At 66.5% G+C, this 22783-nt stretch carries 24 protein-coding genes; 10 read left to right on the top strand and 14 right to left on the bottom strand.

The annotated features are described in order from the left end of the window. Positions 1–56: 56 nt before the first annotated feature. Both ACEYYA_RS14550 and mdh read right to left on the bottom strand, forming a co-directional pair. Complete coding sequence (locus ACEYYA_RS14550; RefSeq protein ID WP_374801645.1) at positions 57–1316, bottom strand: hypothetical protein; 1260 nt, start codon at positions 1314–1316, stop codon at positions 57–59. Positions 1317–1388: 72 nt separating this feature from the next. After that, positions 1389–2351 (bottom strand): malate dehydrogenase, encoded by a 963-nt coding sequence (mdh, locus tag ACEYYA_RS14545; protein ID WP_374801644.1) that lies wholly within the window; start codon positions 2349–2351, stop codon positions 1389–1391. Between the two features lie 111 nt (positions 2352–2462). Here mdh and ACEYYA_RS14540 point away from each other — a divergent pair, with 111 nt between their 5' ends. Then, positions 2463–3206 (top strand): sulfite exporter TauE/SafE family protein, encoded by a 744-nt coding sequence (locus tag ACEYYA_RS14540; protein WP_374801643.1) that lies wholly within the window; start codon positions 2463–2465, stop codon positions 3204–3206. Here the strand turns inward: ACEYYA_RS14540 and ACEYYA_RS14535 are convergent. From ACEYYA_RS14535 to ACEYYA_RS14525, 3 genes are all read right to left on the bottom strand, one after another. Next, positions 3203–4606, bottom strand: coding sequence for a helix-turn-helix domain-containing protein (locus tag ACEYYA_RS14535; protein WP_374801642.1), 1404 nt, complete (start codon positions 4604–4606; stop codon positions 3203–3205). The two genes, ACEYYA_RS14540 and ACEYYA_RS14535, sit on opposite strands and share 4 nt — an antisense overlap. Positions 4607–4667: 61 nt before the next feature. Continuing rightward, on the bottom strand, positions 4668–5864 hold the full coding sequence (locus ACEYYA_RS14530; protein WP_374801641.1) for a multidrug effflux MFS transporter: 1197 nt from the start codon (positions 5862–5864) through the stop codon (positions 4668–4670). Beyond that, positions 5861–6214, bottom strand: coding sequence for a DMT family protein (locus tag ACEYYA_RS14525; protein WP_374801640.1), 354 nt, complete (start codon positions 6212–6214; stop codon positions 5861–5863). The genes ACEYYA_RS14530 and ACEYYA_RS14525 overlap by 4 nt, the downstream gene beginning before the upstream one ends. A 204-nt stretch (positions 6215–6418) precedes the next feature. On the opposite strand from ACEYYA_RS14525, the gene ACEYYA_RS14520 reads away from it, so the two are divergent. Continuing rightward, positions 6419–6742, top strand: coding sequence for a hypothetical protein (locus ACEYYA_RS14520; protein WP_374801639.1), 324 nt, complete (start codon positions 6419–6421; stop codon positions 6740–6742). A gap of 856 nt (positions 6743–7598) precedes the next feature. On the opposite strand, the gene ACEYYA_RS14515 is transcribed toward ACEYYA_RS14520, so the two are convergent. Further along, the gene (locus ACEYYA_RS14515; RefSeq protein ID WP_374801638.1) at positions 7599–9263 is read right to left on the bottom strand and encodes a D-alanyl-D-alanine carboxypeptidase family protein; all 1665 of its coding nucleotides are present in this window, start codon (positions 9261–9263) and stop codon (positions 7599–7601) included. 266 nt (positions 9264–9529) lie between these two features. Between ACEYYA_RS14515 and clpS the strand changes: the two genes are divergently transcribed. Genes clpS through ACEYYA_RS14500 form a run of 3 tightly spaced genes read left to right on the top strand, consistent with a single transcriptional unit; the run spans position 9530 to position 11735 of the window. Beyond that, the gene (gene clpS, locus ACEYYA_RS14510) at positions 9530–9877 is read left to right on the top strand and encodes an ATP-dependent Clp protease adapter ClpS (RefSeq protein WP_374801654.1); all 348 of its coding nucleotides are present in this window, start codon (positions 9530–9532) and stop codon (positions 9875–9877) included. A 6-nt stretch (positions 9878–9883) separates the two neighbouring features. After that, positions 9884–10912, top strand: coding sequence for a class I SAM-dependent methyltransferase (locus tag ACEYYA_RS14505; protein WP_374801637.1), 1029 nt, complete (start codon positions 9884–9886; stop codon positions 10910–10912). Between the two features lie 10 nt (positions 10913–10922). Further along, entirely contained in the window at positions 10923–11735 is an 813-nt protein-coding gene (locus tag ACEYYA_RS14500; protein WP_374801636.1) for an SDR family NAD(P)-dependent oxidoreductase, read from the top strand. Positions 11736–11738: 3 nt separating this feature from the next. Here the strand turns inward: ACEYYA_RS14500 and ACEYYA_RS14495 are convergent, their stop codons facing one another. Further along, entirely contained in the window at positions 11739–12164 is a 426-nt protein-coding gene (locus ACEYYA_RS14495) for a hypothetical protein (protein WP_374801635.1), read from the bottom strand. A gap of 107 nt (positions 12165–12271) precedes the next feature. Between ACEYYA_RS14495 and hemF the strand changes: the two genes are divergently transcribed. After that, the gene (gene hemF / locus ACEYYA_RS14490; RefSeq protein ID WP_374801634.1) at positions 12272–13153 is read left to right on the top strand and encodes an oxygen-dependent coproporphyrinogen oxidase; all 882 of its coding nucleotides are present in this window, start codon (positions 12272–12274) and stop codon (positions 13151–13153) included. A 54-nt stretch (positions 13154–13207) separates the two neighbouring features. On the opposite strand, the gene ACEYYA_RS14485 is transcribed toward hemF, so the two are convergent. Continuing rightward, a complete protein-coding gene (locus tag ACEYYA_RS14485) occupies positions 13208–13660 on the bottom strand; it encodes an Lrp/AsnC family transcriptional regulator (protein WP_374801633.1) in 453 nt (150 codons plus the stop codon). Positions 13661–13748: 88 nt separating this feature from the next. On the opposite strand from ACEYYA_RS14485, the gene ACEYYA_RS14480 reads away from it, so the two are divergent. Then, positions 13749–14363 (top strand): LysE family translocator, encoded by a 615-nt coding sequence (locus tag ACEYYA_RS14480; RefSeq protein ID WP_374801632.1) that lies wholly within the window; start codon positions 13749–13751, stop codon positions 14361–14363. Positions 14364–14721: 358 nt separating this feature from the next. Here ACEYYA_RS14480 and hemE read toward each other — a convergent pair whose 3' ends face one another. Next, positions 14722–15792 (bottom strand): uroporphyrinogen decarboxylase, encoded by a 1071-nt coding sequence (gene hemE, locus ACEYYA_RS14475; RefSeq protein WP_374801631.1) that lies wholly within the window; start codon positions 15790–15792, stop codon positions 14722–14724. A 944-nt stretch (positions 15793–16736) separates the two neighbouring features. Between hemE and hemC the strand changes: the two genes are divergently transcribed. Next, the gene (gene hemC / locus ACEYYA_RS14470) at positions 16737–17681 is read left to right on the top strand and encodes a hydroxymethylbilane synthase (protein WP_374801630.1); all 945 of its coding nucleotides are present in this window, start codon (positions 16737–16739) and stop codon (positions 17679–17681) included. Here the strand turns inward: hemC and ACEYYA_RS14465 are convergent. The 4 genes from ACEYYA_RS14465 to ACEYYA_RS14450 all read right to left on the bottom strand — a co-directional run bounded on the left by ACEYYA_RS14465 (position 17678) and on the right by ACEYYA_RS14450 (position 19529). Further along, positions 17678–18379: an NAD-dependent deacylase gene (locus ACEYYA_RS14465; RefSeq protein ID WP_374801629.1), complete on the bottom strand. Its 702-nt coding sequence runs from the start codon at positions 18377–18379 to the stop codon at positions 17678–17680. The genes hemC and ACEYYA_RS14465 overlap by 4 nt on opposite strands. A 7-nt stretch (positions 18380–18386) precedes the next feature. Next, complete coding sequence (locus ACEYYA_RS14460; protein WP_374801628.1) at positions 18387–18767, bottom strand: VOC family protein; 381 nt, start codon at positions 18765–18767, stop codon at positions 18387–18389. Between the two features lie 29 nt (positions 18768–18796). Next, positions 18797–19093 carry a hypothetical protein gene (locus ACEYYA_RS14455; RefSeq protein WP_374801627.1) on the bottom strand — a complete coding sequence of 99 codons (297 nt, stop codon included), beginning with the start codon at positions 19091–19093 and terminating at the stop codon, positions 18797–18799. 241 nt (positions 19094–19334) lie between these two features. Then, complete coding sequence (locus ACEYYA_RS14450) at positions 19335–19529, bottom strand: heavy-metal-associated domain-containing protein (RefSeq protein ID WP_374801626.1); 195 nt, start codon at positions 19527–19529, stop codon at positions 19335–19337. 64 nt (positions 19530–19593) lie between these two features. On the opposite strand from ACEYYA_RS14450, the gene ACEYYA_RS14445 reads away from it, so the two are divergent. Together ACEYYA_RS14445 and lepA are read left to right on the top strand one after the other, a co-directional pair. Next, a complete protein-coding gene (locus ACEYYA_RS14445; RefSeq protein ID WP_374801625.1) occupies positions 19594–20484 on the top strand; it encodes a DMT family transporter in 891 nt (296 codons plus the stop codon). A gap of 52 nt (positions 20485–20536) precedes the next feature. After that, positions 20537–22336, top strand: coding sequence for a translation elongation factor 4 (gene lepA / locus ACEYYA_RS14440; protein WP_374801624.1), 1800 nt, complete (start codon positions 20537–20539; stop codon positions 22334–22336). Here lepA and ACEYYA_RS14435 read toward each other — a convergent pair. Further along, positions 22333–22647 carry a hypothetical protein gene (locus tag ACEYYA_RS14435; RefSeq protein WP_374801623.1) on the bottom strand — a complete coding sequence of 105 codons (315 nt, stop codon included), beginning with the start codon at positions 22645–22647 and terminating at the stop codon, positions 22333–22335. The two genes, lepA and ACEYYA_RS14435, sit on opposite strands and share 4 nt — an antisense overlap. Positions 22648–22783 lie beyond the last annotated feature (136 nt).

The following is a 22783-nucleotide window of genomic DNA, read 5'->3' as shown; positions in this document are numbered from 1 at the left end:
CCCCGCGCGTGCGGCGCGGGGGCTTTTCTATTGCGCGGCGGCGCGTATCGGCCCGATCAGTTCAGCAACACCATGTAAAGCCCGGCATTTCCGCCCACCAGCGCCTCGAACTGGCGCAGGCTGTCGGCATTGATCAGTTGGCCTGCCTTGGCATGGGGCAGGGCCTCGGTGCCTTGCAGCCAGCCGATCACATCGACCGGCGCGGGGTCGGCCAGCCAGGATGACAGATCGATCCCGTGGCCCGGCGCGAACCGCCAGAACGGGATCAGCAGCTTGCCATCCAGCAGCTTTTCGCCATCGGCCAGGACGTTCAGCCAGGCCTCGCCGGTGCCTGCGGGCAGCGAAAAGCCAAGCGCGGCCTGCTGGCGGTCATTCGGGATCCATTCGCGGTCATTGTCGGTTTCCAGCGCGACCGCTGTCCAGAAGTCGCGGTTGGCGGCGATCATGTTGCGCAGATGGGTGACGGTCTTGCCGACGCGCGCGGGGTCCGGCTGATGGCGCAGGGTGGCCAGCGTGGCCGCGATCATGTCGGCCATACCGCCGTATTCCATCGCCATCATCGCGCCCATGCCCGGCTCACCCCCGGCTTGGGCGGAGGTCTGCCATTGCGCGGCCAGTCCCTGACGCAGGGCGATCATGCGGGCGATTTCGGGGGCGGGGTCAAAGGCCAGCACGCCCTCGGCCCCGGCGGCGATCAGGTGGCTGTAGGCGCGCAGCCAGTGCAGATCGGCGGCATCAAAGCGCACCTCGGCCCCGGCCAGGTCGATGGGGGGCAGTTCGTTGCCTTGATCGTCCCAGCGGATGCCGCCAAGCCCGAGTGTGTCCGAGACCATCGCCACCAGCCCCTCGGCCGGGCCGCGTTGGCCGTTGGCGTCGATGTCGATCCACAGATCGGCCAGCCGCAGCACTAGACCCGCATCCGCTGGAACCTCGGCGGGAATATGGTCGCGCGTCGCCTCCATCGCGGAGGCCAGGTTTTCGGCCAGGTCGTTCAGATAGCGGTCGGTCAGCGGCTGCGGATCGGCATTGGTGGGTAGCTCGGTCGACAGCGCGGGCAGCGGCGCGATCATGCCGGTGGCCCCGATGCGCCACCGCGCCTGATAGGCCCCCTCGATCCCGGCCAGAAAGCTGGTCGCGGCCAGGCCCATCTGCTGTTCCGGGCTGGGATCCTCCAGCGCCGCCAGCATGTCGCGCGCCGCAATCAGGCCGTTGTCGCGGATCAGGGCGGACACATCGGTGGTGTCGGCGGCGGCCAGCGGCTGCGCCAGCAGCGGCGCGGCGGTCAGGGCCAAAGCGGCCAGCAAACGGATTTTCATGATGACCTCTGGAATGAAAAAGGGCGCGCCGATCATGGCGCGCCCCGGGTTCAGGTGCAAGCTGGCCAGACCTCAGGCGAGGCTGGGGTCGATGCCTTTGCAGGCCTCGACCAGACCTTTGACCGCATCCACCGATTTGTCGAACATCGCCTGTTCGTCCTTGTTCAGCGTGATGTCGATGACCTTTTCGATGCCCTTCGCGCCGATCACGGTCGGAACGCCGACATACATGCCCTTCAGCCCATAGGCGCCATCGACCCAGGCGGCGCAGGGCAACACGCGCTTTTGATCCTTCAGATAGGCTTCGGCCATCTCGATCGCACTGGTCGCGGGGGCGTAGAAGGCCGAACCGGTCTTCAGCAGGCCGACGATCTCGGCGCCGCCATCGCGGGTGCGCTGGACGATGGCGTCCAGCTTGTCCTGGGTTGTCCAGCCCATCTTGACCAGATCCGGCAGCGGGATGCCCGCGACGGTCGAGTAACGGGTCAGCGGCACCATCGTGTCGCCATGGCCGCCCAGCACGAAGGCGGTGACGTCCTTCATCGAGACGTCGAACTCGAGCGAGAGGAAGTGGCGGAAGCGGGCGCTGTCCAGCACCCCGGCCATGCCGACGACCTTTTCGGCGGGCAGGCCGCTGAACTGTTGCAGCGCCCAGACCATCGCATCCAGCGGGTTGGTGATGCAGATGACGAAGGCGTTCGGGGCATGGGCCTTGATGCCTTCGCCGACCGATTTCATGACCTTCAGGTTGATGCCCAGCAGGTCGTCGCGCGACATGCCCGGCTTGCGCGGCACACCGGCGGTGACGATGCAGACATCGGCGCCCGCGATGTCGGCGTAGTCGTTGGTGCCCTTCATGCGGGCGTCGAAGCCTTCGGACGGGCCGGATTCAGCGATATCAAGCGCCTTGCCCTGCGGAATGCCCTCGGCAATGTCGAACATCACGACATCGCCCAGTTCCTTCATCGCGGTCAGGTGGGCAAGGGTGCCGCCGATCTGTCCGGCGCCGATCAGGGCGATTTTCGGTCTGGCCATGGAATCCTCCGATTGTGCATGGGTGGTTGCCGTCCGGTTAGGGGATTGGCACTGTCCGCGCAAGGTCTGCGCCGAAAGTCGCAGGTTGTTTGCGCTATCCGGGGGGCGATTTTGGAACTTTCTGTCGCGGGATGGGCGCTGGCGGTGCTGGCGGCGGTTGCGGTGGGGCTGGCCAAGGGCGGGCTGTCGATGGTCAGCATGATCGCGGTGCCGATCCTGTCGCTGGTAATGTCGCCGGTGCAGGCGGCGGGGATCCTGTTGCCGGTCTATGTCGTGTCCGATCTGTTCGGGCTGATCGTCTGGCGGCGCGACGTGCGCTGGCGGGTGCTGGGGCTGGCGATGCCCGGCACGCTGGCGGGGGTCGGCATCGGCTGGGCCTTGGCCAGCCGTGTCAGCGATGCGGCGGTGGCGGGCGTCGTCGGCGGCATCGGCCTGGTCTTTGCGCTGAATGCGCTGATCCGCCCGCCTTTGGGCGCGCAACCCGGACAGGCGCAGGCTGGCCCCGCGACGATCTGGGGCGTGGTGGCAGGCTTTACCAGCTTTGTCAGCCATGCCGGCGCGCCGCCCTGGCAGATCTATGTTCAGCCGCTGCGGCTGCCGGTGGTGGCTTATGCGGGCACGACCACCGTCTATTTCGCGCTGCTGAACGCGGCGAAACTTGGCCCCTATGCCGCGCTTGGGCAGCTGAGCGCCGCCAATCTGCGGATGTCGGTGATGCTGCTGCTGCCTGCCGCGCTGTCGGTCTGGGTGGGCATGCGGCTGGTGCGGATCATCCCGCAGGCGATGTTTTACCGGCTGATCACCTGGGCCTTGCTGATCGTCTCGCTGCGGCTGGTCTGGGTGGCGCTGGCCTAGCCCACCTCATAGGGCAGCACGCCGCGCCGGTCGGGGCGGATGGTCAGGCGGCGTTCCAGCGGTGGCACGCTGCGCTGATGACAATCGGCGCGTTCGCAAATCCGGCAGGAAATGCCGATCGGCTGATAGGCCAGCGGATTGTCCAGATCCAGATCATCGGCATAGACCAGTTGCCGCGCATGGGCGATTTCGCAGCCAAGGCCGATGGCATAGCGGCGCACCGGCGCGGCAAAGCTGCCGCCGGGCTTGGACACATCGCGCGCCAGGCACAGATAGCGCACGCCGTCCGGGGTTTCGGCCAGTTGCCGCAGGAAGCGGCCAGGTGTTTCAAAGGCCTGATGCACGTTCCACAAGGGGCAGGCCCCGCCATAGCGCGCGAATTGCAGCCGGGTGGCGGAATGGCGCTTGGTGATCGTGCCGGCCTGATCGACGCGCACGAAGAAAAATGGCACGCCCTTGGCGCCGGGGCGTTGCAGCGTGGACAGCCGGTGCGCGACCTGTTCGACCGAGGCCCCAAAGGCCCTCGCCAGCCGTTCCAGATCGTGACGGCTGTGCTGCGCGGCTGTGCAGAAGCTGCGATAGGGCAGCAGCGCCGCCCCGGCGAAATAATTTGCAAGGCCGATCTTGGCGATGCCGCGCGCGGTATCGGTGCGGAACCGCGCCAGGTCCAGCGTCGCCTCGATCAGGTCGTCATGCAGACTGATCGCCACCTGATGCCACATCTGAAAGGCGCGGGTGGCGGCATCGGCGGCTGATGACAGCACCAGGCGCCGCCCGTCGATGGCCCGCAACGTGTCGGTCTCGGCCTGGGCGACGGTCAGCCCGGCCTGCGCCAACAGGTCGGTCGCGCGCGCCACCGGATCAAGCCTGCGGCCATCGGGGGCAGCGGCGCGTTCAGCCGCGCGATCCACGGCGTCGATGTAATTGTCGCAATAGTGGAAAAAGTCGCGCACTTCCTCCCACGGGCTGTCTGCGGGGCGGCTGCCGTCGCGACCCAGCGATTCATCCATCGAGGCCAACCGTTCATGCACCTGCCGATAGGCGCGGTGCAGCGACAGGAACGCCCGCGCCAGCGACGGCGCGTTGGTCGCGGCCAGACGCAGATCGGCCAGCGGCGGGCTGCCTGCGGCATCGGCCGCCAGCACCGGATCGGCCAGGGCCTCGCGCATGTCGCTGACCAGGCGCTCGGCGTCATCCTCGGCCAGGGCGGTCACGTCCAGCGCGAACTCGCCCGCCAGCTTCAGCACCACCCCGGCGCTGACCGGGCGGTGGTTGTTTTCCATCTGGTTGAGATAGGGAAGCGAGACGCCCAGCCGGTCGGCAAAGACCTTTTGCGTCAGGCCAAGGCGTTGGCGGGTCTCGCGCAGCTTGGCCCCGGCATAGATTTTTTGCATGGCCATCGGCGCCCCCTTTGCAATTTCGCGCAGGATGCCTTTGCAAAGATGCGCTGTCAAACCGGCGTCAGTCGTCGTCCTGCGCACGGCGGTTGCGTGCCGCGACCCATGCAAGCGCCAGCAGCGTTGCCGAACACGAGGCCAGCATGACGCCCAGCAGCACCTCGGCCCCGGTGGCCGGGGTCAGCGCCGCGCCCGCGAGTGCCGACAGCGCCGCGCCGCCGCCGATGTTCAGCGCCCCGCCAAGGCCCGAGGCCGAGGCCGCCAGTTCGGGGCGCACCGACATCATCCCGGCATTGGCATTCGGCAGCACCAACCCGTTCGAGATGCCAAGCGCCCCGACGGCCCCGAAAAAGATCACCGGATGATGCAGTCCGGCCAGCATCAGCGCCAGGGCAACGCCCAGGGCCAGCACGCCGACGCCCGCCCCCAGCCGGATCATGCGGTCGATCCCCAGCCGCACGGATAGCCGCCCGGCCAGAAAATTGCCCGCCGCATAGCCAAGCGCGGGCGCGGCGAACCAGCCGCCCAGTTGCGCGGGCGTCAGGTGATAGACCTCGGATCCGATGAAGGCCGCGCCGCCCAGATAGGCGAAAAATGCCCCTGAACTGGTGGTCGCGGCGGCGCAATAGCCCCAGAAGCGGTGGCTGGCCAGCAGCCGCGGCCAGGCGCGGCGCTGCGCGGCAAAGCCGCCGGGGGCGGGGCGGGCGGTCTCGGACAGGTCGGCCCAGACCAGGGCCAGCACCGCCAGCCCGCACAGGCCCAGAAAGGCAAAGCTGGCGCGCCAGCCAAAGGCCTGATCCAGTGCGCCGCCGATCAGCGGGCCGATCATCGGCACCACCGACATGCCCATGGTGACATAGCCGATCATGCTGGCGGCGCGCGGCCCCTCGACCAGATCGCGGACGACGGCGCGCGACAGCACGATGGCGGTGACGACGATAGCCTGCGCCATGCGACAGATCAGAAAGACCGTCGCATTGGGCGCGACCAGTGTGCCAAGTGTCGCCAGCAGGAACAGCGCAATCGCGGCCATCGTCACGGGCCGCCGCCCGAAGCGGTCCGAGATCGGCCCGATCAGCAATTGCAGCACCGCGCCAACCCCCAGATAGGCCGAGACGGACAGTTGCATCACCCGGTAATCGACCCCGAATTCGGCCGCCATCCCCGCCAGCGAGGGCAGGAAGATGTTCATGCTGAGCGCCGAAAGCCCGGCCATCAGGACCAGGGTGATGATGCGGGGCTGGCGAATGGGCTGCGTCATGACCACTCCTGAAAGATGAACCAGGCCCCGGCGGCGATCAGCGCAAAGCCCACGCCATGCTGCCAGGTGATGCGCTCGCCCAGGTAGAGCCACGAAAACAGCGCGAAGACGGTCAGGGTGATGACCTCTTGAATGGTCTTGAGTTGCGCGGCGCTGAAATGGCCGTGGCCGATGCGGTTCGCCGGCACCTGCAAGACATATTCAAACAGCGCGATGCCCCAGCTGATCAGAATGACCGCGATCAACGGCGCGGATTTGAACTTCAGATGGCCATACCAGGCGAAGGTCATGAAGACATTCGAGGCGATCAGCAGCAGGACGGTGGCGACGGGAATGGGCAGGCTGGGCATGGCAGATCCGGGCAATATGTCCCTGCTTACGCGCTGCGGCGTGCTGCGGAAAGGGGTTTGGGCCGCCTGAGCAGGTCCGCAAAGGGTAAGTGCAGCGCATGTAAGCTGTGCAGGAATGCACAGACTTTTGGGCGAAAGATGATTGTCGCGTGGCGGTCTGCTCGTTATGCTTGTGTTGAAAACGATCTAGACCCGGACCCATCCATGACCTCACCTGATCGCCCCGAGACCGGCATCATCCTGTGGAGCAACGCTGACCGCGGCGTTGCGGTGATCTGGTGCGAGGATCAGAAACGTCTGGCCTATGCCGCGTTGTCGGCGAACACATCCGAAGACGTGCCGCAGGGCGGTGATCTTGTCGCGTTTCGCAGCCAGGTTGTCGGCGACCTGCGGCTGGCGCGCAGCCTGCGCGTGGTCAGCCGCGGCTGGCACCCGCAGCTGGTCGAGGCCCTGCGCGACACCGCCTGCGTCACCGAGACCGATCAGGCGGTCGGCGCCAAGGTCAGCTATCTGCGCCCGGTGGGCTGACCCTTTTCCGATTGAGGCAGAGTCAGGCGACCCGACCGCGCGGAGATGCGTGGCTTGGTATGATGTCCTTGGGCTGTCGATCCGCTGCGCAGGAATGTCCCCGACGCCGCAGGGACCGAGGGTGGCCTCCGGTCCCCGTGATACGAGCCATCATTTGCAACGGCGCAGGGCGCTGAGTGGATCTGCTGACGTTGGTCAATCCGCCGATGAGCATCCATCTGGAGCCGTAACTAGCGCTTTGAATGGCATGGCTTCTATGAAGCCTATGCTGGAATAAGCGGGATTCCCTGGAGCACGGGCAATTCGGCGCGCGCCGGTCAAGGGCTGCCTGGTCCGAGCGGCTGCTGCCACGGGCGCATATCGCCGGGCGCACCGACAAAACTGCGGTAATGGTTCATTGCGGGGGAACTGCGCTTGCGGCGTGGCGCGGCGTTGGGAGCCGACGGCGGCGGTCACTGATGCGGATCGACCCCAGGGGGCATCTCTGCTTCAGCGCGGCCACGGCCGGGATCATGGTGGAAGCGACCAAATGTGCAGGCGGAAGCTGTGCAGGCGCTGGGCGGGCGGCGGCTGACCGCGATCTGACGGTTGGGCGGGCGTCGCCAACCATCGCGCGCGTTGGGTGGTGTCGATGCGCTGCGATGCCGGGTCATGCCATGGTTGGGGCAGGACCTGCCCCGGCTTCATCAGTGACTGTTGACTAAAGTGCCTTCGCAACCAGCCCGATCACATCCGACGCGGCGGATCTGCCCGCCCCAAGGGACGTCGGCCGCCGCATTGGCGTTGGTCCGTCCCACTCGGCAAACGGGCCGGGCAATCAGCAACAGCCGCCGGACGCTTTACGAACACGTCCGAATCAGGGGCTGATGACCCTGCATTCGGCGCTGCGGGCCTCAAGCCGTTTGCAGGTCAGCCAGGCGTCATCGCGGCTAAGACGGTGGAAGCGCCCCTCAAACCCGCGCGCCGTGTCGCGGATATCGCGGCGGGCGTTTTGCAGGGTTCCAGCCTCGGCCAAAGCGGTCTGCAACAGCGCCTTCTCGGCGCCCGCTTTCGAGGTGAACAGCCCCAGCGACACCGACCAATTGCCGCTGCCGCCACCGCTGCGCGCGACGGTTTCGCGCTGCGGATTGGGGGCGGGCGCGGCGGGACTGGCCGAGGCAAGGATGACGGTATCGCCAGCCTTGCGGGCGGGGGTCGTCGGCACTGCATCTGCCGGGGTGCGGTCGCCCTCTCCCTCATCCTCGGGCGGGGGGGCGGCTGCGACCTTGCGGTTGCCGGGCTTGGCGACCGGGCGCGGGCTGCTGGCGCCAGAGGCGGCGCTGCGCGCAGGCAGTGCCGCGGTCGAGGCCTGCGCCACGGCGGCGGCAATGTCGGCTGCGGCAACCACCGGGGCAGCTTCCGCCTCGGCAATGGCGGCGGCAACGGCGCGGTCGATCGCGGGGCGGGCTGTCGGGCGCGGGCTGGTGCGCGCAACCTGGGTGGGGGCCGCAGCCGCCGTCGTCGGCAGCGCGGTTTGCGCAACCGCGCCCGGCGTCGGACGCGGGGCGGGGGCGGTTGCGCTGACCTGGGGCTGCGCGACCGGCGCCTTGGGCGCAACCACGACCCGTTGGGCGCGCGGCGTGGCGACGGGCGCGGCCTCTTCGGCCAGATAGGCGGGCGGGGCGGGGCGGTTCACATCGGCGCGCATCGGCGCGCGGCCAAAGCCCGCATCAAGCAACTGACCCATCACCTCATTGCGCTGATTGGTCGATTGGCCGCCCAGCACGGTGGCCACGACCCGCTTGCTGCCACGCTGCGCCGAGGCGGTCAGGTTGAAGCCGGCGGCGCGGGTGTAGCCGGTCTTGATCCCGTCCGCGCCTTCGTAATTGTCCAGAAACCGCGTGTTCGTCGAGGACACCCGCGCCACCCCCGCATCCGCCGTCCGGCGCGAGAAGATCGAGTAGTATTGCGGGAAATCATAGAACAGCCGCCGCCCCAGGATCGTCATGTCGCGCGCGCTGGAATAATGACCATCGGTGGTCAGGCCATGCGGGTTCATGAAATGCGAATTGCGCATCCCCAGGGCCCGTGCCGTGCGGTTCATGCGGTTTGAGAACTCGGGCACCGAACCCGAGATCCCCTCGGCAATCACGGTGGCGGCGTCATTGGCCGATTTCACCGCGGCCGCGCGGATCAGATAGCGCAGCTCGATCCGTTGACCGGGCTTCAGCCCCAGCCGCGACGGCGGCTGGTTCGCGGCATTCGATGAGACCAGGAACTTGCTGTCCAGCGAAACCTGACCGCGCTCGATCGCCTCGAACGCGATATACAGCGTCATCATCTTGGTCAGCGACGCCGGGTGCAGCTTCGCATCGGCATTGGTCGCGTACACCTCTTTCCCGGAACGGGCGTCCATGACGAAGGCGGCGAAGGGCGCAGCCATCGCGGCCAGCGGCGCGGCGACGATCATGACGGCCATCAGCACCATCATGCCGACGTGCCAAGCCACATCCTTGCGGATTCCGGTGATCCTTGCGCTCACTGCCTAGCCCTCTTCTGCCCATGGTCCCTGTTCGTTCTTTGACAGGGATTGTTTAATGAACCGTTTTTACCATGACGTGATTCGATATAAAACCGCCAATTCCCGCGATTTTCCCGCTTTCCGATCACAACTGGCGGGGCTTTGCCGACCCCGCGCCCCTGCGGGGCTTTTCCCCGCGTCCAATCCGCCTATATTGCGCCAAAGTTCACACGAGGCCGCCCGTGACCGATGCCATGACCCAGACCCCGATCCGCCGCGACAGCGCGATGCCTGGCCTGCGCTGGCTGGCCACGGGTGAGCCTGGCGATGGAAAGCCCGATGGCGACCCCGCCCTGGCGCTGAAGACGCGCCCCAAGACGCAGCGCCCGCCACTGTATAAGGTGTTGCTTCTGAACGACGATTACACCCCGATGGAGTTCGTGGTGCATGTGCTTGAGCGGTTCTTCCAGATGGACCATGCCAGTGCGATCGAGATCATGCTGACCGTCCACAAGAAGGGCCTGGCCGTGGTCGGGGTCTATACGCATGAGATCGCGGAAACCAAGGTCACGCAGGTGATGGATCTGGCGAGGCGACAAAGCCATCCGCTGCAATGCACCATGGAAAAGGAGTAAGCGGCGATGACAACGCGCGCCAATCCGCGGCTGGTGCTGGCGGCTGACGAAGGCATTCCCGACGGTCGGATCGCGGTGATCGGCGCCGATGCGGCGACCGAACTGCCGCAGGTGCCGGGGTCGTTGCACATGATCGCGCCGTTCCGCCCCGATCACGACGCCTTTGTTGCCCGCGGTCTGCCGGTCGCGGCGCAGCCCGAGGGCGATTACGCCGGGGCCTTTGTCCTGCTGCCGCGCGCCCGTGATGCAGGTCGCGCGCGCCTGGTCGAGGCGATGGCGCGTGTGGTGCCGGGCGGGCCGGTCTGGGTGGATGGCGCCAAGACCGATGGGGTCGATACCATGCTGCGCGATCTGCGCGATCTGGGGCTGGCGGTCGGCGATCCGATCGCCAAGGCGCATGGCAAGATCGCGCGCCTCGTCGCCGGTCCGGGCCTGCCCGCCGACTGGGCGGCCGCTGACCTGCATCCCGCGCCCGGCTTTGTCACGCGGCCAGGCGTCTTTTCCGCCGATGGCGTTGATCGCGGCTCGGCCCTGCTGGCGGCGGCGCTGCCGCCCAAGCTGCCGGGGCGGGTGGCTGATCTGGGGGCCGGCTGGGGGTGGCTCTCGGCGCAGGCGCTGACGCGGCCCGGGATCGACACCATCGACCTGATCGAGGCCGACGCCATCGCGCTGGATTGCGCGCGCCGCAACATTACCGATCCGCGCGCGCGCTTTCACTGGGCCGATGCCACGCGCTTTGAACCTGAGGCGCGTTATGGCGCGATCCTGATGAACCCGCCCTTCCATCAGGGGCGTGCGGCGGACCCCTCGCTTGGGCTGGCCTTCATCGCGGCGGCGGCGCGGATGCTGTCGCTGTCGGGGGCGCTGTATCTGGTGGCGAACCGGCATCTTCCCTATGAATCCGCCCTGACCGCCGCCTTCCGCGAGGTTGACGAGATCGGCGGCGACGGCGCCTTCAAGGTGATCCGCGCCGCAAAGCCTGACAGCCGCCCGCGTGGTGGCACCCGGACACCTGCCCGTCGGCGGCTGCGCTAAGGGGGCGATCATGCAGGAACTGGCGGGAAAAGTCGCCATCGTCACCGGCGCGGCCCAAGGGCCGGGCCTTGCCATCGCCCGGCATCTGGCCGGGGCCGGTGCGCGCGTCATGCTGACCGACCGCCATGAGGCCGCGCTGACCCAGGCCATCGACGGCCTGCGCGAGGGGGCCGATCTACGCAGTTTTGCCGGCGATGTGGCCGAGCGGCTGGACATGGCCAACCTTATCTCGGCCACGATCGATCAGTTCGACCGCATCGACATTCTGGTGACCGCCCATGGCCAGGCCCAGGCCGCGCCGCCGCTGAACCCCGATGACGACCTGCTGATGCGGATGCTACGGGTCAATGTCGGCGCGGGGCTGCGGCTGTCGCAGATGGTGGCGCAGCGCATGATCGAGCAGGACGAGGCGGCAGGGGGCGATGCCGACCCCGCCCGAAGCATCGGTGCCATCGTGCATCTGTCGACCTTGGCTGCGCGCTTTGCCGCGCCCGACCTGCTGGCCTATTCGGTGGCGCAGGCGGCGCAGGAACAGGCGACCCGCGGTCTGGCGGTCGCGCTTGCGCCGCATCGCATCCGAGTGAATGGCGTGGCCATGGGCTGCGTCAACAGCACCGCCCTGCAAGCGGTCAGCAAGGCCGACCCCGACCTGCGCGACCGGCTGATCGCCGCGACGCCGCAGCGCCGGATCGGCGGCGGGCGCGAGCTGGCCTCGGTCGTGGGCTTTCTGGTCGGGCCGGGGGCGGGATTTGTCACCGGCCAGATCCTGACGGTCGATGGCGGGCGCAGCCTGATCGATCCTGCCGGGCTGCCCGCGCTTTAGCTGCTATTCCTCGGGGTAGGCGGCCTTGCAGGCCTGCACCTGGGCGCGGGCCTTGCGGGTCAGTTCGGCCTGCTTGGCGCGAAGGCCGGTCGCCTTGCGCTGTTCCAGCGCCGGGTCGATGGCGACGCGGCGGCGCACCGTGTCGGTGTAATCGTCCAGGCACATGTCGGGCACCACGACCGTCTGCCCCTTGTCGTCGCGGGCGATGCGGTCGCAGCGACGCCAGCGGGTGCGCTCGACCTGGTATTCCTCCCAGGCGTAGCCGCGCGCCAGATTGCCATCGACCTCGGCCAGCAGTTCCGAGACGTTGCGCAATTCGCGCGTGCTGCGGTTGATGCATTGTTCGCGCGGCGTGGCACAGGCGGCCAGCAGCAGCGGTGCGATGATCGCGGCGGTGACGGGCAGGCGGATCGTGGCAATAAGGCGCATGGCAAACCCCCAAATACACTGTTCCGGCGATACCGCCGCACGGGACACAAGTCCATTCACGTTTCGCGCCCCGAATGCTAAGGCGCGGCAAAGCTAAGGAGCCCCCGATGACACCGACCGCCATGGATGACGAAAAGGCCCACGCAAGCGCCTGGTTCCGCGATCTGCGCGACCAGATCGTCGCCGCCTTCGAGGCGCTGGAGGACAGCCAGACCAGCGGCCCCTTTGCCGATCTGTCGCCCGGCCGGTTCGAGGTGACGCCGACCACTCGTGAAAACGATGGCGGCGGCGGCATCATGAGCGTGATGCGCGGCGGGCGGCTGTTTGAAAAGGTGGGGGTCAATATTTCGACCGTGCATGGCGTTCTGGGCGCGCGCGCGCAGGCGGCGATGGCGGCGCGCGGCGTGCCGGGCATGGATCAGGATCCGCGCTTCTGGGCCAGCGGCATCAGCCTTGTGGCGCATATGCAGAACCCCCATACCCCGGCCGTTCACATGAACACCCGGATGTTCTGGACGCCGCATGCCTGGTGGTTCGGGGGTGGTGCCGACCTGAACCCCTGCATCGAATATGAAAATGATACCAGCCACTTTCACGGCGAACTTCGCAAGGCGTGTGAAGCGCATGATGCGGATTACTATCCGCGCTTCAAGGACTGGGCCGACCGTTACTTCTTCGTGCCGCACCGGGGCCGGGCGCGGGGTGTGGGCGGCATCTTCTATGACGATCTGAACACCGGCGACTGGGCGGCGGATTTCGCCTTTACCCAGGATGTCGGCCGCGCCTTTCTGCCGGCCTTTGTGCCGGTCACGGAACGGCGCCGCGACATGCCTTGGTCAGAGGCCGACAAGGATGCGCAACTGGTCCATCGTGGCCTTTATGCAGAATATAACCTTGTCTATGACCGGGGCACCAAGTTCGGGCTGGAAACCGGGCATAATGCCGATGCCGTGCTGATGAGCCTGCCGCCGCTTGCCAAGTGGGTCTAGCGCCGTTTCGGCGCTGCCTCCGGCGGGGATATTCGGGCCAAGAAGAAAGCGGCCTCAGGCGCGGTCGTCCTTGGGGCTGCCCATCACGACATGGGTGGTGATGGTAGCGATCCAGGGGAACGCGCCCAGCACATCGCTGTGGAATTGCTTGTAGGCGGCCAGGTCGCGGCATTCGACGCGGATCAGATATTCGACCGTGCCGGTGATGTTGTGGCATTCACGCACCTGCGGGCTGGCGCGGCAGGCGCGCTCGAACGCCAGTTGCGCGTCATTGGAATGGCGCGACAGGCCGACGGCGACATAGGCGATGAAGCCGATGCCTTGCGCCTGCGGGCTGACGCGCGCGGCGTAACCGGTGATGATGCCGCGCTTTTCCAGGTCCTGCACCCGGCGCAGGCAGGCCGAGGGTGACAGCGACACCCGTTGCGCCAGTTCCAGATTCGGGATGCGCCCGTTCGATCTAAGGATGCGCAAGATTTCTTCGGATTTTGGGTCAATCTCACTCATGAATTGATTCTAGATGCGGGATGATCGCAGATAAAGGCGAAAAATTGCGGTGCATTTCGGGCATTCATTGCGCAGCAGGAGATGCGCCATGACCATGATCCCCGCCCTGATCGGCTTTGCCTTTGTCACCTCGATCACACCCGGCCCGAACAACATGATGCTGATGGCCTCGGGCGCCAATTTCGGGATGCGGCGCAGCCTCCCGCATTTGCTGGGGGTCAGCCTGGGCTTTGGGCTGATGGTGGCGCTGCTGGGGCTGGGGGTGGAGCGTCTGTTCCAGCGCGCGCCGTCGCTGGGGCAGGCGATGGCGGTGCTTTCGGTCGTCTATATCTTGTGGCTGGCCTGGAGGATCGCCCATGCCGCCGCACCCGAGGGCGGCACCCGCGCGGGCCGGCCACTTGGCTTCTTGGCCGCCTGCGCCTTTCAATGGGTCAATCCGAAGGCCTGGGCGATGGCGCTTGGCGCGCTGACCGCCTATGCGCCCGGCGTTGGTGGAGCCTGGGTCGTGGCCTTGGTGTTCGTGCTGATCAACCTGCCGTCGGTGGCGGTATGGGTCGGACTGGGACAGGGGGTGCGCCGTTTGTTGCAGACGCCGTGGCGCTTGCGGCTGTTCAACCTGATGATGGCGGGACTGCTGGTTGCCTCGATGCTGCCCGTGGTGGCGGGGCTGGCCTTTGGCGCGGGGCGTGGCCCGGCACCGTGACGCCTGCGTTTGTCCGCGCCGGGCGCTGGTGTCGCCAGACAGGGGCCGACGATGGTGCAGGCCAAGCCGACCCCGATGAGGGTGCGGGCAGGGGCGGCGCGGATCGGGGCTACGCTGGGAAATCGGCATGTTGATGCCGCCCCAAAGTCGGCATCAACACAGCAACCAGACCTGCGTTGCAGCCAAGGTGCCGATGCGATCGACGGCCCGGCCCGCGTGCCGCCACGCGTTGCTGGCAAGGCTGCCTGTGTCAGCGTGACCCGCAGCCGAAGCACGTTCAGGCTTTCTTCATGCGAATCGGCCTATCTGACGGGGCAGGGCCGCTTGCCCACGGCCACCCCAAAGATGAAAGGCGCGATCACATCCCATCCGACCAGCGCGCAGGATCGCGCACCGTTTCAATCATCAGCGCGACATGATCGGGGTCGGCATCGGGCGTGATGCCGTGGCCCAGGTTGAAGATATGCGGGCCACTGGCGAAAGCCCGGCAGATGCGGCGGGTTTCGTCGATCAGCGGCTGGCCGCCGGTCACCATATGGCCGGGCGCCATGTTGCCCTGCACGCAGCCGCCGGGGCCGCTGTGCTGGACATGGCGCGCCGCCCATTCGGCGCTGACCGAATTGTCCAGCGCGGTGCAATCGGCGCCGGTTGCCTGCGCAAAGCCGATATAGCGATCGCCCGCCTCGCGTGGGAAGGCGATGACCGGGATGCCAGGATGGCGGGCCTTCAGCGCGGAGATGATGCGGCGCGCCGGGGCAAGGGCGAAGTCGTCGAAATCGCGGCCCTTCAGGCTGCCGGCCCAGCTGTCGAACAGCTTGACGACCTCGGCCCCGGCCTCGATCTGGGCGGACAGATAGGCGATGGTCGCATCTGAAATCCGGTCGATCAGCGTGGCAAAAGCCGCGCGGTCGGCGGCGATCATCTGATGCGCGGGCGCCTGATCCTTGGTGCCACGCCCGGCGACCATATAGGTCGCCACGGTCCAGGGCGCGCCCGCAAAGCCGATCAGCGTGGTGTCGCGCGGCAATTCGCGCGACAGGATACGCACGGTTTCATAGACGGGCGACAGCCTGTCGTGGATCGCCTCGGTCGGCTTCAGCGCCGCGACCTCGGCCGCTGTGGTCACCGTCGACAGCCGCGGCCCCTCGCCGGTGACGAACCACAGGTCAAGCCCAAGGGCCTGCGGCACCAGCAGGATGTCGGCAAACAGGATGGCGGCGTCGAACCCATAGCGACGGATCGGTTGCAGCGTGACCTCGGCCGCAAGATCGGGCGTATAGCACAGCGACAGAAAGTCGCCCGCCTGCGCGCGCGTGGCGCGATACTCCGGCAGATAGCGCCCGGCCTGCCGCATCATCCAGATCGGCGGTACGCGTTGGGTTTCGCCGGCAAGGGCGCGCAGGATGGTCTTGGTCGGGGCGTGGGTCATGGCGATCTCCTTGCTGCCTTTCATCGCGGCATGGGCGGGGAAGTCAAGCGCGCGAAGGCTGATCCTGCGTCTTAGCGGCGCGACGAACCGACCCATGGTGGTGCACTGGGGGGCGATCGCGACCGCAGGCAGGCAATGGATTTGTGTGGCCCATCAGGGGGCTTTGAGCTGAAGCTGGCCCGACAGCTGCGACCAGTTCGCCATCGCAGGGCTCAATCCGTCGATCTTATGGGGCGCGACCGATGGACATGGCGAGCATGGCGAAGCCCGTAGCAGTGCGGCAGAACCTTGTGGTGCAGGCTTCGGGGCCGATCAGGGGCCATTGCACGGCGCTTGAAAAGTCGGATCCTCCGCGTTCCGGCAGGTGGACCTGACGACCGAGGCCAAGCCCTCCGTAGCGCAACCGAACCCTGCGGTGCCGCCTGGTTCTCGCTATGGCAAATGATTTGGCGGGCCGATCAAATGCCATCGCACGGCCCCTGATGCGCCGAAATGCCATAGTCAGGCCCGTGGGCCGTGACACCGCCGCAATGCAGCCGAACGATGCGGCGCGGCCCGGTTGTCGCCAGGGCGAATGATTTGGCGGTCTGATCAATTACCATCGCACGGCCCCTGATGCGCCGAACGGCCATGGTCAGGTCCGTGGCGCGTGACGCCTCTGCAATCCTGCCGAACCCTGCAATGCGGCCCGGTTGTCGCCAGGGCGAATGAATTGGCGGAGCCGATCAAATGCCATCGCACGGCCCCCGATGCGCCGAAATGCCGTGGTCAGGTCCGTGGGCCGTTAAACCCCACGATGCAGCCGAACCCTGCGGTGCGGCCCCGTTCTCGCGTTGGGATAAGCCCTGGCACCGCCGATCAAACGTCGAAACCCACGTGCTGTCGGCGTCACCCCCTTGCTCTGGCGGCTTGCACGCCCGCCGCCCCCAAGCTATCGAAAGCGCATGATGCAGATGCCCAACCCCGACGCCCCGCTGAAGATCGGCACCCGCGGCAGCCCGCTGGCGCTTGCCCAGGCGCATGAAACCCGCGACCGGCTGATGGCCGCCTTTGGCCTGCCCGAGGCCGCCTTTCAGATCGTCGTCATCAAGACGACCGGTGACCGCGTGCTGGACCGCCCGTTGAAAGAGATTGGCGGCAAGGGCCTGTTCACGCGCGAGATCGAGGATGCGCTGCTGGCCGGTGATATCGATATCGCCGTGCATTCGATGAAGGACATGCCCGTCCTGCAACCCGACGGCCTGCTGCTGGATTGCTACCTCCCGCGTGAGGATGTGCGCGACGCTTTTGTCAGCCTTGATTACGCCAGCCTGGCGGACCTGCCGCCGGGCACGGTTGTCGGATCCTCCAGCCTGCGGCGGCGCGCGCAACTGGCGCATCGCCGCCCCGATCTGGTGCTGGTCGAGTTTCGCGGCAACGTCCAGACCCGGCTGAAAAAGCTGGAAGATGGCGTGGCGGCTGCGACGTTTCTGGCGATGGCCGGGCTGAACCGGCTGGGGCGCAGCGGTGTGGCGCGCGGCGCGATCGATGTGGATGACATGCTGCCTGCCGTGGCCCAGGGCGCCATCGGCATCGAAAGGCGCGAGGCCGACGATCGCGCGGCCGAGATGCTGGCCGCGATCCATGACTACGAAACCGGCCTGCGGCTAGCGGCCGAGCGTGCCTTCCTGCGCGAGCTTGACGGCTCATGCGAGACGCCGATCGCCGGGCTGGCGACGCTGGACGACAACCTGCTGCGTCTGCGCGGGCAGATCCTGCGGCCCGACGGGTCCGAGGCCATTGGCGACATCCTGGATGGCGACGCCCGCGACGGGGCCGAGATCGGCATCGAACTGGCCCAGCGCTTGCTGGAACGTGGCGGCCCCGGCTTTTTCGATTTTCGCAGCTAGATCAGGCTGTTGACCCAGTCGGGGACGGTCTGGCTGGCCGGGCCGCTGATGATCTGATCGAAATCGCGGCTGATCGCGGAAGGCGCCAGGTTCATCTCGACCGTGTGCGCCCCGGCGCTCGCGGCGTCCTGCCCAAAGGCGGCCGCCGGATAGACCTGACCTGAGGTGCCGATGGCCGCGAACAGCTCGCAGCCGCGCAGCGCCGTCCAGATCGCTTCCATCTGATAGGGCATCTCGCCGAACCAGACGATATCGGGGCGTGTCGCGGGCGCGCCGCAGGCGGGGCAGGGGTCGGCGTGGTCCATCAACGCGGGCGCGTCCCAGCGGTGGTCGCAGGCCGCACACAGGGCACGCGTCAACTGGCCGTGCATGTGGATCAGCGCGCGCGACCCGGCGCGTTCATGCAGGTTATCGACATTCTGGGTGACGATCAGCACCTGGCCGGGCAGGGCCTGTTCCAGCCGTGCCAGCGCGTGATGGGCGGGGTTGGGCTGCGCGTTGGCCAAGGCCGCGCGGCGCAGGTTGTAGAACCGATGCACGGTCGCCGGGTCGCGGGCAAAGGCCTCGGGCGTTGCGACATCCTCGATCCGGTGGCCCTCCCACAGACCGCCCGCGTCGCGAAAGGTGGGCAAGCCGCTTTCGGCGGAAATGCCGGCGCCGGTCAGGATGACGATGCGGGGGTGCGGGGGAAGGGGCATGGCACGCTCAGTTGGTCAGCCGCTCGACCTCGATCACCGGGGCCGAGCGGCGGGTCGGGGCGTCGCAGACCGCCTCGACATTGTTGCCGTCAGGGTCCAGCAGGAAGGCGGCGTAATAGCAATCATGATAGGCGCGCAGTCCCGGCGCGCCATTGTCGCGCCCGCCGGCCGCCAGCCCCGCCGCATGAAAGGCATCGACCTGCGCGCGGGTGGCGGCCTGGAATGCCAGATGCACCCGCGACACCGGGCCGGGCGAGGCATCGACGTAAAGCTCATCCAGCCAGAATTGGTGGCTGTCGCCCTCAAGCGCCTCACCGTGGCCAAGCGCGCCCAGCACTGCGCGATAAAAGGCGCGGCTGGCCTCAAGATCGACCACGCGCAGGGCCACGTGGTCGATCAGTCGTCCAAGGCGGTAGCTTACTGGCAATAAGCCTCGGCGGTGTTGGTAAAGTTGCGGTAGCGGCCCCAGAAGGCGCTGTCGTTATCGCGTTTCGATGCCCGCACCTTTTGCGCCCGATCCGCATCGCGGAAAAAGCTGGCGGCCAGGCGCTGATCGGCGCGCGACAACGTAAGATCGGCGGCCTGCTGGATGCATTGGCACAGCGCCGCATTGCCGGTGCGCCCCGCCTTCATGCAGGCATTGCTGATCGGCCCGGCAACGCCCGCGGTGGCCGTGGTCGCGACAATCGCCGCCGCCAGAAGCATGTGCTTCATCGGATTCTCCTTATCGTTTCGCCTTGGCCGCGCCTTTTGACGCCAGCCCCCCATCGAAAAATTGGAACCCACTCGATACGTTGTCCGGCCGATGTAACCCCGGCCTTACCGAACGATGCCGGGGATGTTACCCGGAAAATCGTTTTCTTTCAACGACAAGGCGCGTGATCTTCGGAGGGTGTCTTAACTACTACCCCTTGCCGTTCACAAGCCTGTCAACCACAAGATCAGCGATGCCGGGCTAGGCCGCGACGCTCGCCTCATAGCCTTCGGCCTTCAGTGCCGCCAGCAGTGCAGCCGAATCGGCAACCCCGGTCACGGCCACGCTGCGACTGTCCAGATCGACGACGGCCTGACCGCCCTGGGCGGCGACCACACGTTCCACCACCGCACGGCAGTGGCCACAACTCATGTCGGGGATTGTCAGCTTCATCATGCACCTGCCTTTACAGTTTGGGCGCGCTTCGCCAGCCTGTGCCTGGCCATCCCCCGGAGGAATCATGGACAACAGTCGCGCCGCCGGTCTGATGCTGCTCGCCATGGCGTTTTTCGCCGTCGAGGACATGTTCGTCAAGTTTCTGTCCACCCGGTTGTCGGTGGGGCAGATCCTGGCGGTTTCGGGGGCGATGGGCTGCGTGACGTTCTGGCTGCTCTTGCGCCGGGCGGGCGGGCGATTGATCACCCGCGATCTGGCGCATCCATTGGTCATCACCCGCACCCTCGCCGAGGTGGTCGGCACCCTGGGCTTTGTCACCGCGGTGGCCACCACCGCGCTCAGCTCGGCCGCGGCAATCATTCAGGCGCTGCCGCTGGTGATCGTGGTTCTGGCTGCGCTCGTGCTGGGCGAAAGCATCGGCTGGAGGCGGTGGCTGGCGGTGGCGGCGGGGCTCGTCGGGGTGATGATGATCATCAAGCCGGGGTTGGCGGGGTTCGACGTCAATTCGCTGTGGGCGGTGCTGTCGGTGATCGGGCTGGCGGTGCGCGATGTGGTCACGCGCCGGGTGCCGCGCCGCATCGCCTCGGATCAGATGTCGACGCTGGCCTGGGGCGCCCTGGTGCCAGCGGGTCTGGTCGTGGCCTGGGGCTTTGGCACGCCGCTTCAGGCGATGTCGGCGCTGGACATGGGCCTGTTCCTGGGGCTGATCGGCTTCGGCGTCACCGGTTACGCCGCCTTGGTCAGCGCCACCCGCATCGGTGACGCGGCGGTGATCGCGCCCTTCCGCTATTCCCGGCTGATCTTTGCGCTGATCATCGCGGTGCTGGTCTTTGGCGAACGCCCCGATCTCTGGACCCTTGCGGGCGCCACGATCATCGCCGCCGCCGGTGGCTTTGCGATGTGGCGCGAGGTGCGGGCAGGCCGCCGCGCCCGCGCCCTTGGCGCCGCCCGTTGATGGGCCACCGACACCCCTTTCCCGGCGTCGATTGCGCCTGTATAGGCAGGCCATGACCCAGCTTGACCGCATCCGCAATTTCTCGATCGTGGCCCATATCGACCACGGCAAATCCACCCTCGCCGACCGGCTCATCCAGATGACCGGAACGGTGGCCGAGCGCGACATGAAGGCGCAGCTTCTGGACAGTATGGAGATCGAGCGCGAGCGCGGCATCACCATCAAGGCCAACACGGTGCGGATCGAATATCCGGCCAAGGACGGCCAGACCTATGTGCTGAACCTGATCGACACGCCCGGCCATGTCGACTTCGCCTATGAGGTCAGCCGGTCGATGCGCGCGGTCGAAGGCAGCCTGCTCGTCGTCGATGCCAGCCAGGGGGTCGAGGCGCAGACCCTTGCGAACGTCTATCAGGCCATCGACGCGGGTCATGAGATCGTGCCGGTCCTGAACAAGATCGACCTGCCCGCGGCCGAACCCGATCGCGTCAAGGAACAGATCGAGGATGTGATCGGCCTGGACGCCAGCGACGCGATCCCGATTTCCGCGAAATCCGGCCTCGGCATCCCCGACGTGCTTGAGGCGATCGTGGCCCGTCTGCCCGCCCCCAAGGGCGACCGCGACGCGCCCCTCAAGGCGATGCTGGTCGATAGCTGGTATGACCCCTATCTGGGCGTGGTCGTGATGATCCGCGTCATGGACGGCGTGATCCGCAAGGGCGACCGCATCAAGATGATGCAGACCGGCGCCATCTACGGCATCGACAAGCTGGCGGTGCTGAAGCCGCAGATGGTCGACATCGCCGAACTCGGCCCGGGCGAGATCGGCGTCTTCACCGCCTCCATCAAGCAGGTCCGCGACACCCGCGTGGGCGACACCATCACGCATGAGAAAAAGGGAACTGACCGCCCGCTGCCCGGCTTCAAACCCGCGCAACCCGTGGTGTTCTGCGGCCTGTTCCCGGTCGATGCCAACGATTTCGAGGCGCTGCGTGACGCGATCGAGAAACTGGCCCTGAACGACGCCAGTTTCAGCTACGAGATGGAGACCTCGGCCGCGCTTGGCTTTGGTTTCCGCATGGGATTCCTCGGGCTTTTGCACCTCGAGGTCGTGCGCGACCGGCTGGAACGCGAATACGATCTGGACCTGATCACCACCGCCCCCAGCGTGGTGTTCCGCCTGCATATGAAAGACGGCGAGGTGCGCGAATTGCACAATCCCGCCGATATGCCCGATCTGACCTATGTCGACCATATCGAAGAGCCGCGCATCAAGGCCACGATCATGGTGCCCGATGAATATCTGGGCGACGTGCTGAAGCTCTGCCAGGATCGCCGCGGCATTCAGCAGGATCTGACCTATGCCGGCTCGCGCGCGATGGCGGTTTACGATCTGCCGCTGGCCGAAGTGGTGTTCGATTTCTACGACCGGCTGAAATCCGTGACCAAGGGCTATGCCAGTTTCGATTACCAATTGGCCGAATACCGCGAGGATTTCCTGGTCAAGATGTCGATCCTGGTGAATGACGAACCCGTCGACGCCCTGTCAATCATGGTCCACCGCGACCGCGCGGAATCGCGGGGCCGGGCGATGGTCGAGAAACTGAAAGACCTGATCCCCCGCCACATGTTCAAGATCCCGATCCAGGCGGCCATCGGCGGCCGCGTGATCGCGCGCGAAACGCTCAGCGCGATGCGCAAGGACGTGACCGCCAAGTGTTATGGCGGCGATGCCACGCGGAAAAAGAAGCTGCTGGAAAAGCAGAAGGCGGGGAAAAAGAAGATGCGGCAGTTCGGGAAGGTTGAAATCCCGCAGACGGCGTTCATTCAGGCGTTGAAGATGGATAGTTAAAGGAAAAGATCCGGCTGTAGCCCCCCGGCTGTACGATCTTCATCCTTCTCAGCATCCTTTCCCGCGCGCGGCCTGGCTCCAAGCGTTTCTTTTGCCAGGATAAAGCCATCTGCAAATATCTGCAGCATTTCATTTTTCCGCTGCGGGCTCACCCGCGGGATTTCACTTGCGTCAATTACAGAAATCGACCGAATGTTGCTGCCCCTTGGGGCGCTAAAGTCTAAGATTTCAAATTTTAATTCCTCCAAGTCGGGATCGTCGCTCAGGATGTCTTGAACTACCGTAACGAACAGCGATAGATTCTCATGCACGTAGGGGGTTTCTTTTCCAAAAGCTAAACTAGGGAAAATGCAACCTGCCGCCTACGCCGTAGGGTCAGGACTCGTTCTCGTTTCATAGCCAGAACATGACGGTTGCGGCGAGTGCGACGGCGGAGAGGAAGACCTT

The organism is Paracoccus zhouxuedongae, from assembly GCF_041927815.1.
Taxonomy (GTDB): Bacteria; Pseudomonadota; Alphaproteobacteria; order Rhodobacterales; family Rhodobacteraceae; genus Paracoccus.
The sequence above is the reverse complement of the archived record's forward strand: the minus strand, read 5'-3'. Positions and strand labels throughout refer to the sequence as shown.

What these genes read in the sequence shown, in the direction of transcription:
- ACEYYA_RS14550 (WP_374801645.1), bottom strand. Translation starts at nt 1,316, where the DNA reads ATGAAAATCCGTTTGCTGGCCGCTTTGGCCCTGACCGCCGCGCCGCTG.
- mdh (WP_374801644.1), bottom strand. Translation starts at nt 2,351, where the DNA reads ATGGCCAGACCGAAAATCGCCCTGATCGGCGCCGGACAGATCGGCGGC.
- ACEYYA_RS14535 (WP_374801642.1), bottom strand. Translation starts at nt 4,606, where the DNA reads ATGGCCATGCAAAAAATCTATGCCGGGGCCAAGCTGCGCGAGACCCGC.
- ACEYYA_RS14530 (WP_374801641.1), bottom strand. Translation starts at nt 5,864, where the DNA reads ATGACGCAGCCCATTCGCCAGCCCCGCATCATCACCCTGGTCCTGATG.
- ACEYYA_RS14525 (WP_374801640.1), bottom strand. Translation starts at nt 6,214, where the DNA reads ATGCCCAGCCTGCCCATTCCCGTCGCCACCGTCCTGCTGCTGATCGCC.
- ACEYYA_RS14520 (WP_374801639.1), top strand. Translation starts at nt 6,419, where the DNA reads ATGACCTCACCTGATCGCCCCGAGACCGGCATCATCCTGTGGAGCAAC.
- clpS (WP_374801654.1), top strand. Translation starts at nt 9,530, where the DNA reads ATGCCTGGCCTGCGCTGGCTGGCCACGGGTGAGCCTGGCGATGGAAAG.
- ACEYYA_RS14505 (WP_374801637.1), top strand. Translation starts at nt 9,884, where the DNA reads ATGACAACGCGCGCCAATCCGCGGCTGGTGCTGGCGGCTGACGAAGGC.
- ACEYYA_RS14500 (WP_374801636.1), top strand. Translation starts at nt 10,923, where the DNA reads ATGCAGGAACTGGCGGGAAAAGTCGCCATCGTCACCGGCGCGGCCCAA.
- ACEYYA_RS14495 (WP_374801635.1), bottom strand. Translation starts at nt 12,164, where the DNA reads ATGCGCCTTATTGCCACGATCCGCCTGCCCGTCACCGCCGCGATCATC.
- hemF (WP_374801634.1), top strand. Translation starts at nt 12,272, where the DNA reads ATGACACCGACCGCCATGGATGACGAAAAGGCCCACGCAAGCGCCTGG.
- ACEYYA_RS14485 (WP_374801633.1), bottom strand. Translation starts at nt 13,660, where the DNA reads ATGAGTGAGATTGACCCAAAATCCGAAGAAATCTTGCGCATCCTTAGA.
- ACEYYA_RS14480 (WP_374801632.1), top strand. Translation starts at nt 13,749, where the DNA reads ATGACCATGATCCCCGCCCTGATCGGCTTTGCCTTTGTCACCTCGATC.
- hemE (WP_374801631.1), bottom strand. Translation starts at nt 15,792, where the DNA reads ATGACCCACGCCCCGACCAAGACCATCCTGCGCGCCCTTGCCGGCGAA.
- hemC (WP_374801630.1), top strand. Translation starts at nt 16,737, where the DNA reads ATGATGCAGATGCCCAACCCCGACGCCCCGCTGAAGATCGGCACCCGC.
- ACEYYA_RS14465 (WP_374801629.1), bottom strand. Translation starts at nt 18,379, where the DNA reads ATGCCCCTTCCCCCGCACCCCCGCATCGTCATCCTGACCGGCGCCGGC.
- ACEYYA_RS14455 (WP_374801627.1), bottom strand. Translation starts at nt 19,093, where the DNA reads ATGAAGCACATGCTTCTGGCGGCGGCGATTGTCGCGACCACGGCCACC.
- ACEYYA_RS14450 (WP_374801626.1), bottom strand. Translation starts at nt 19,529, where the DNA reads ATGATGAAGCTGACAATCCCCGACATGAGTTGTGGCCACTGCCGTGCG.
- ACEYYA_RS14445 (WP_374801625.1), top strand. Translation starts at nt 19,594, where the DNA reads ATGGACAACAGTCGCGCCGCCGGTCTGATGCTGCTCGCCATGGCGTTT.
- lepA (WP_374801624.1), top strand. Translation starts at nt 20,537, where the DNA reads ATGACCCAGCTTGACCGCATCCGCAATTTCTCGATCGTGGCCCATATC.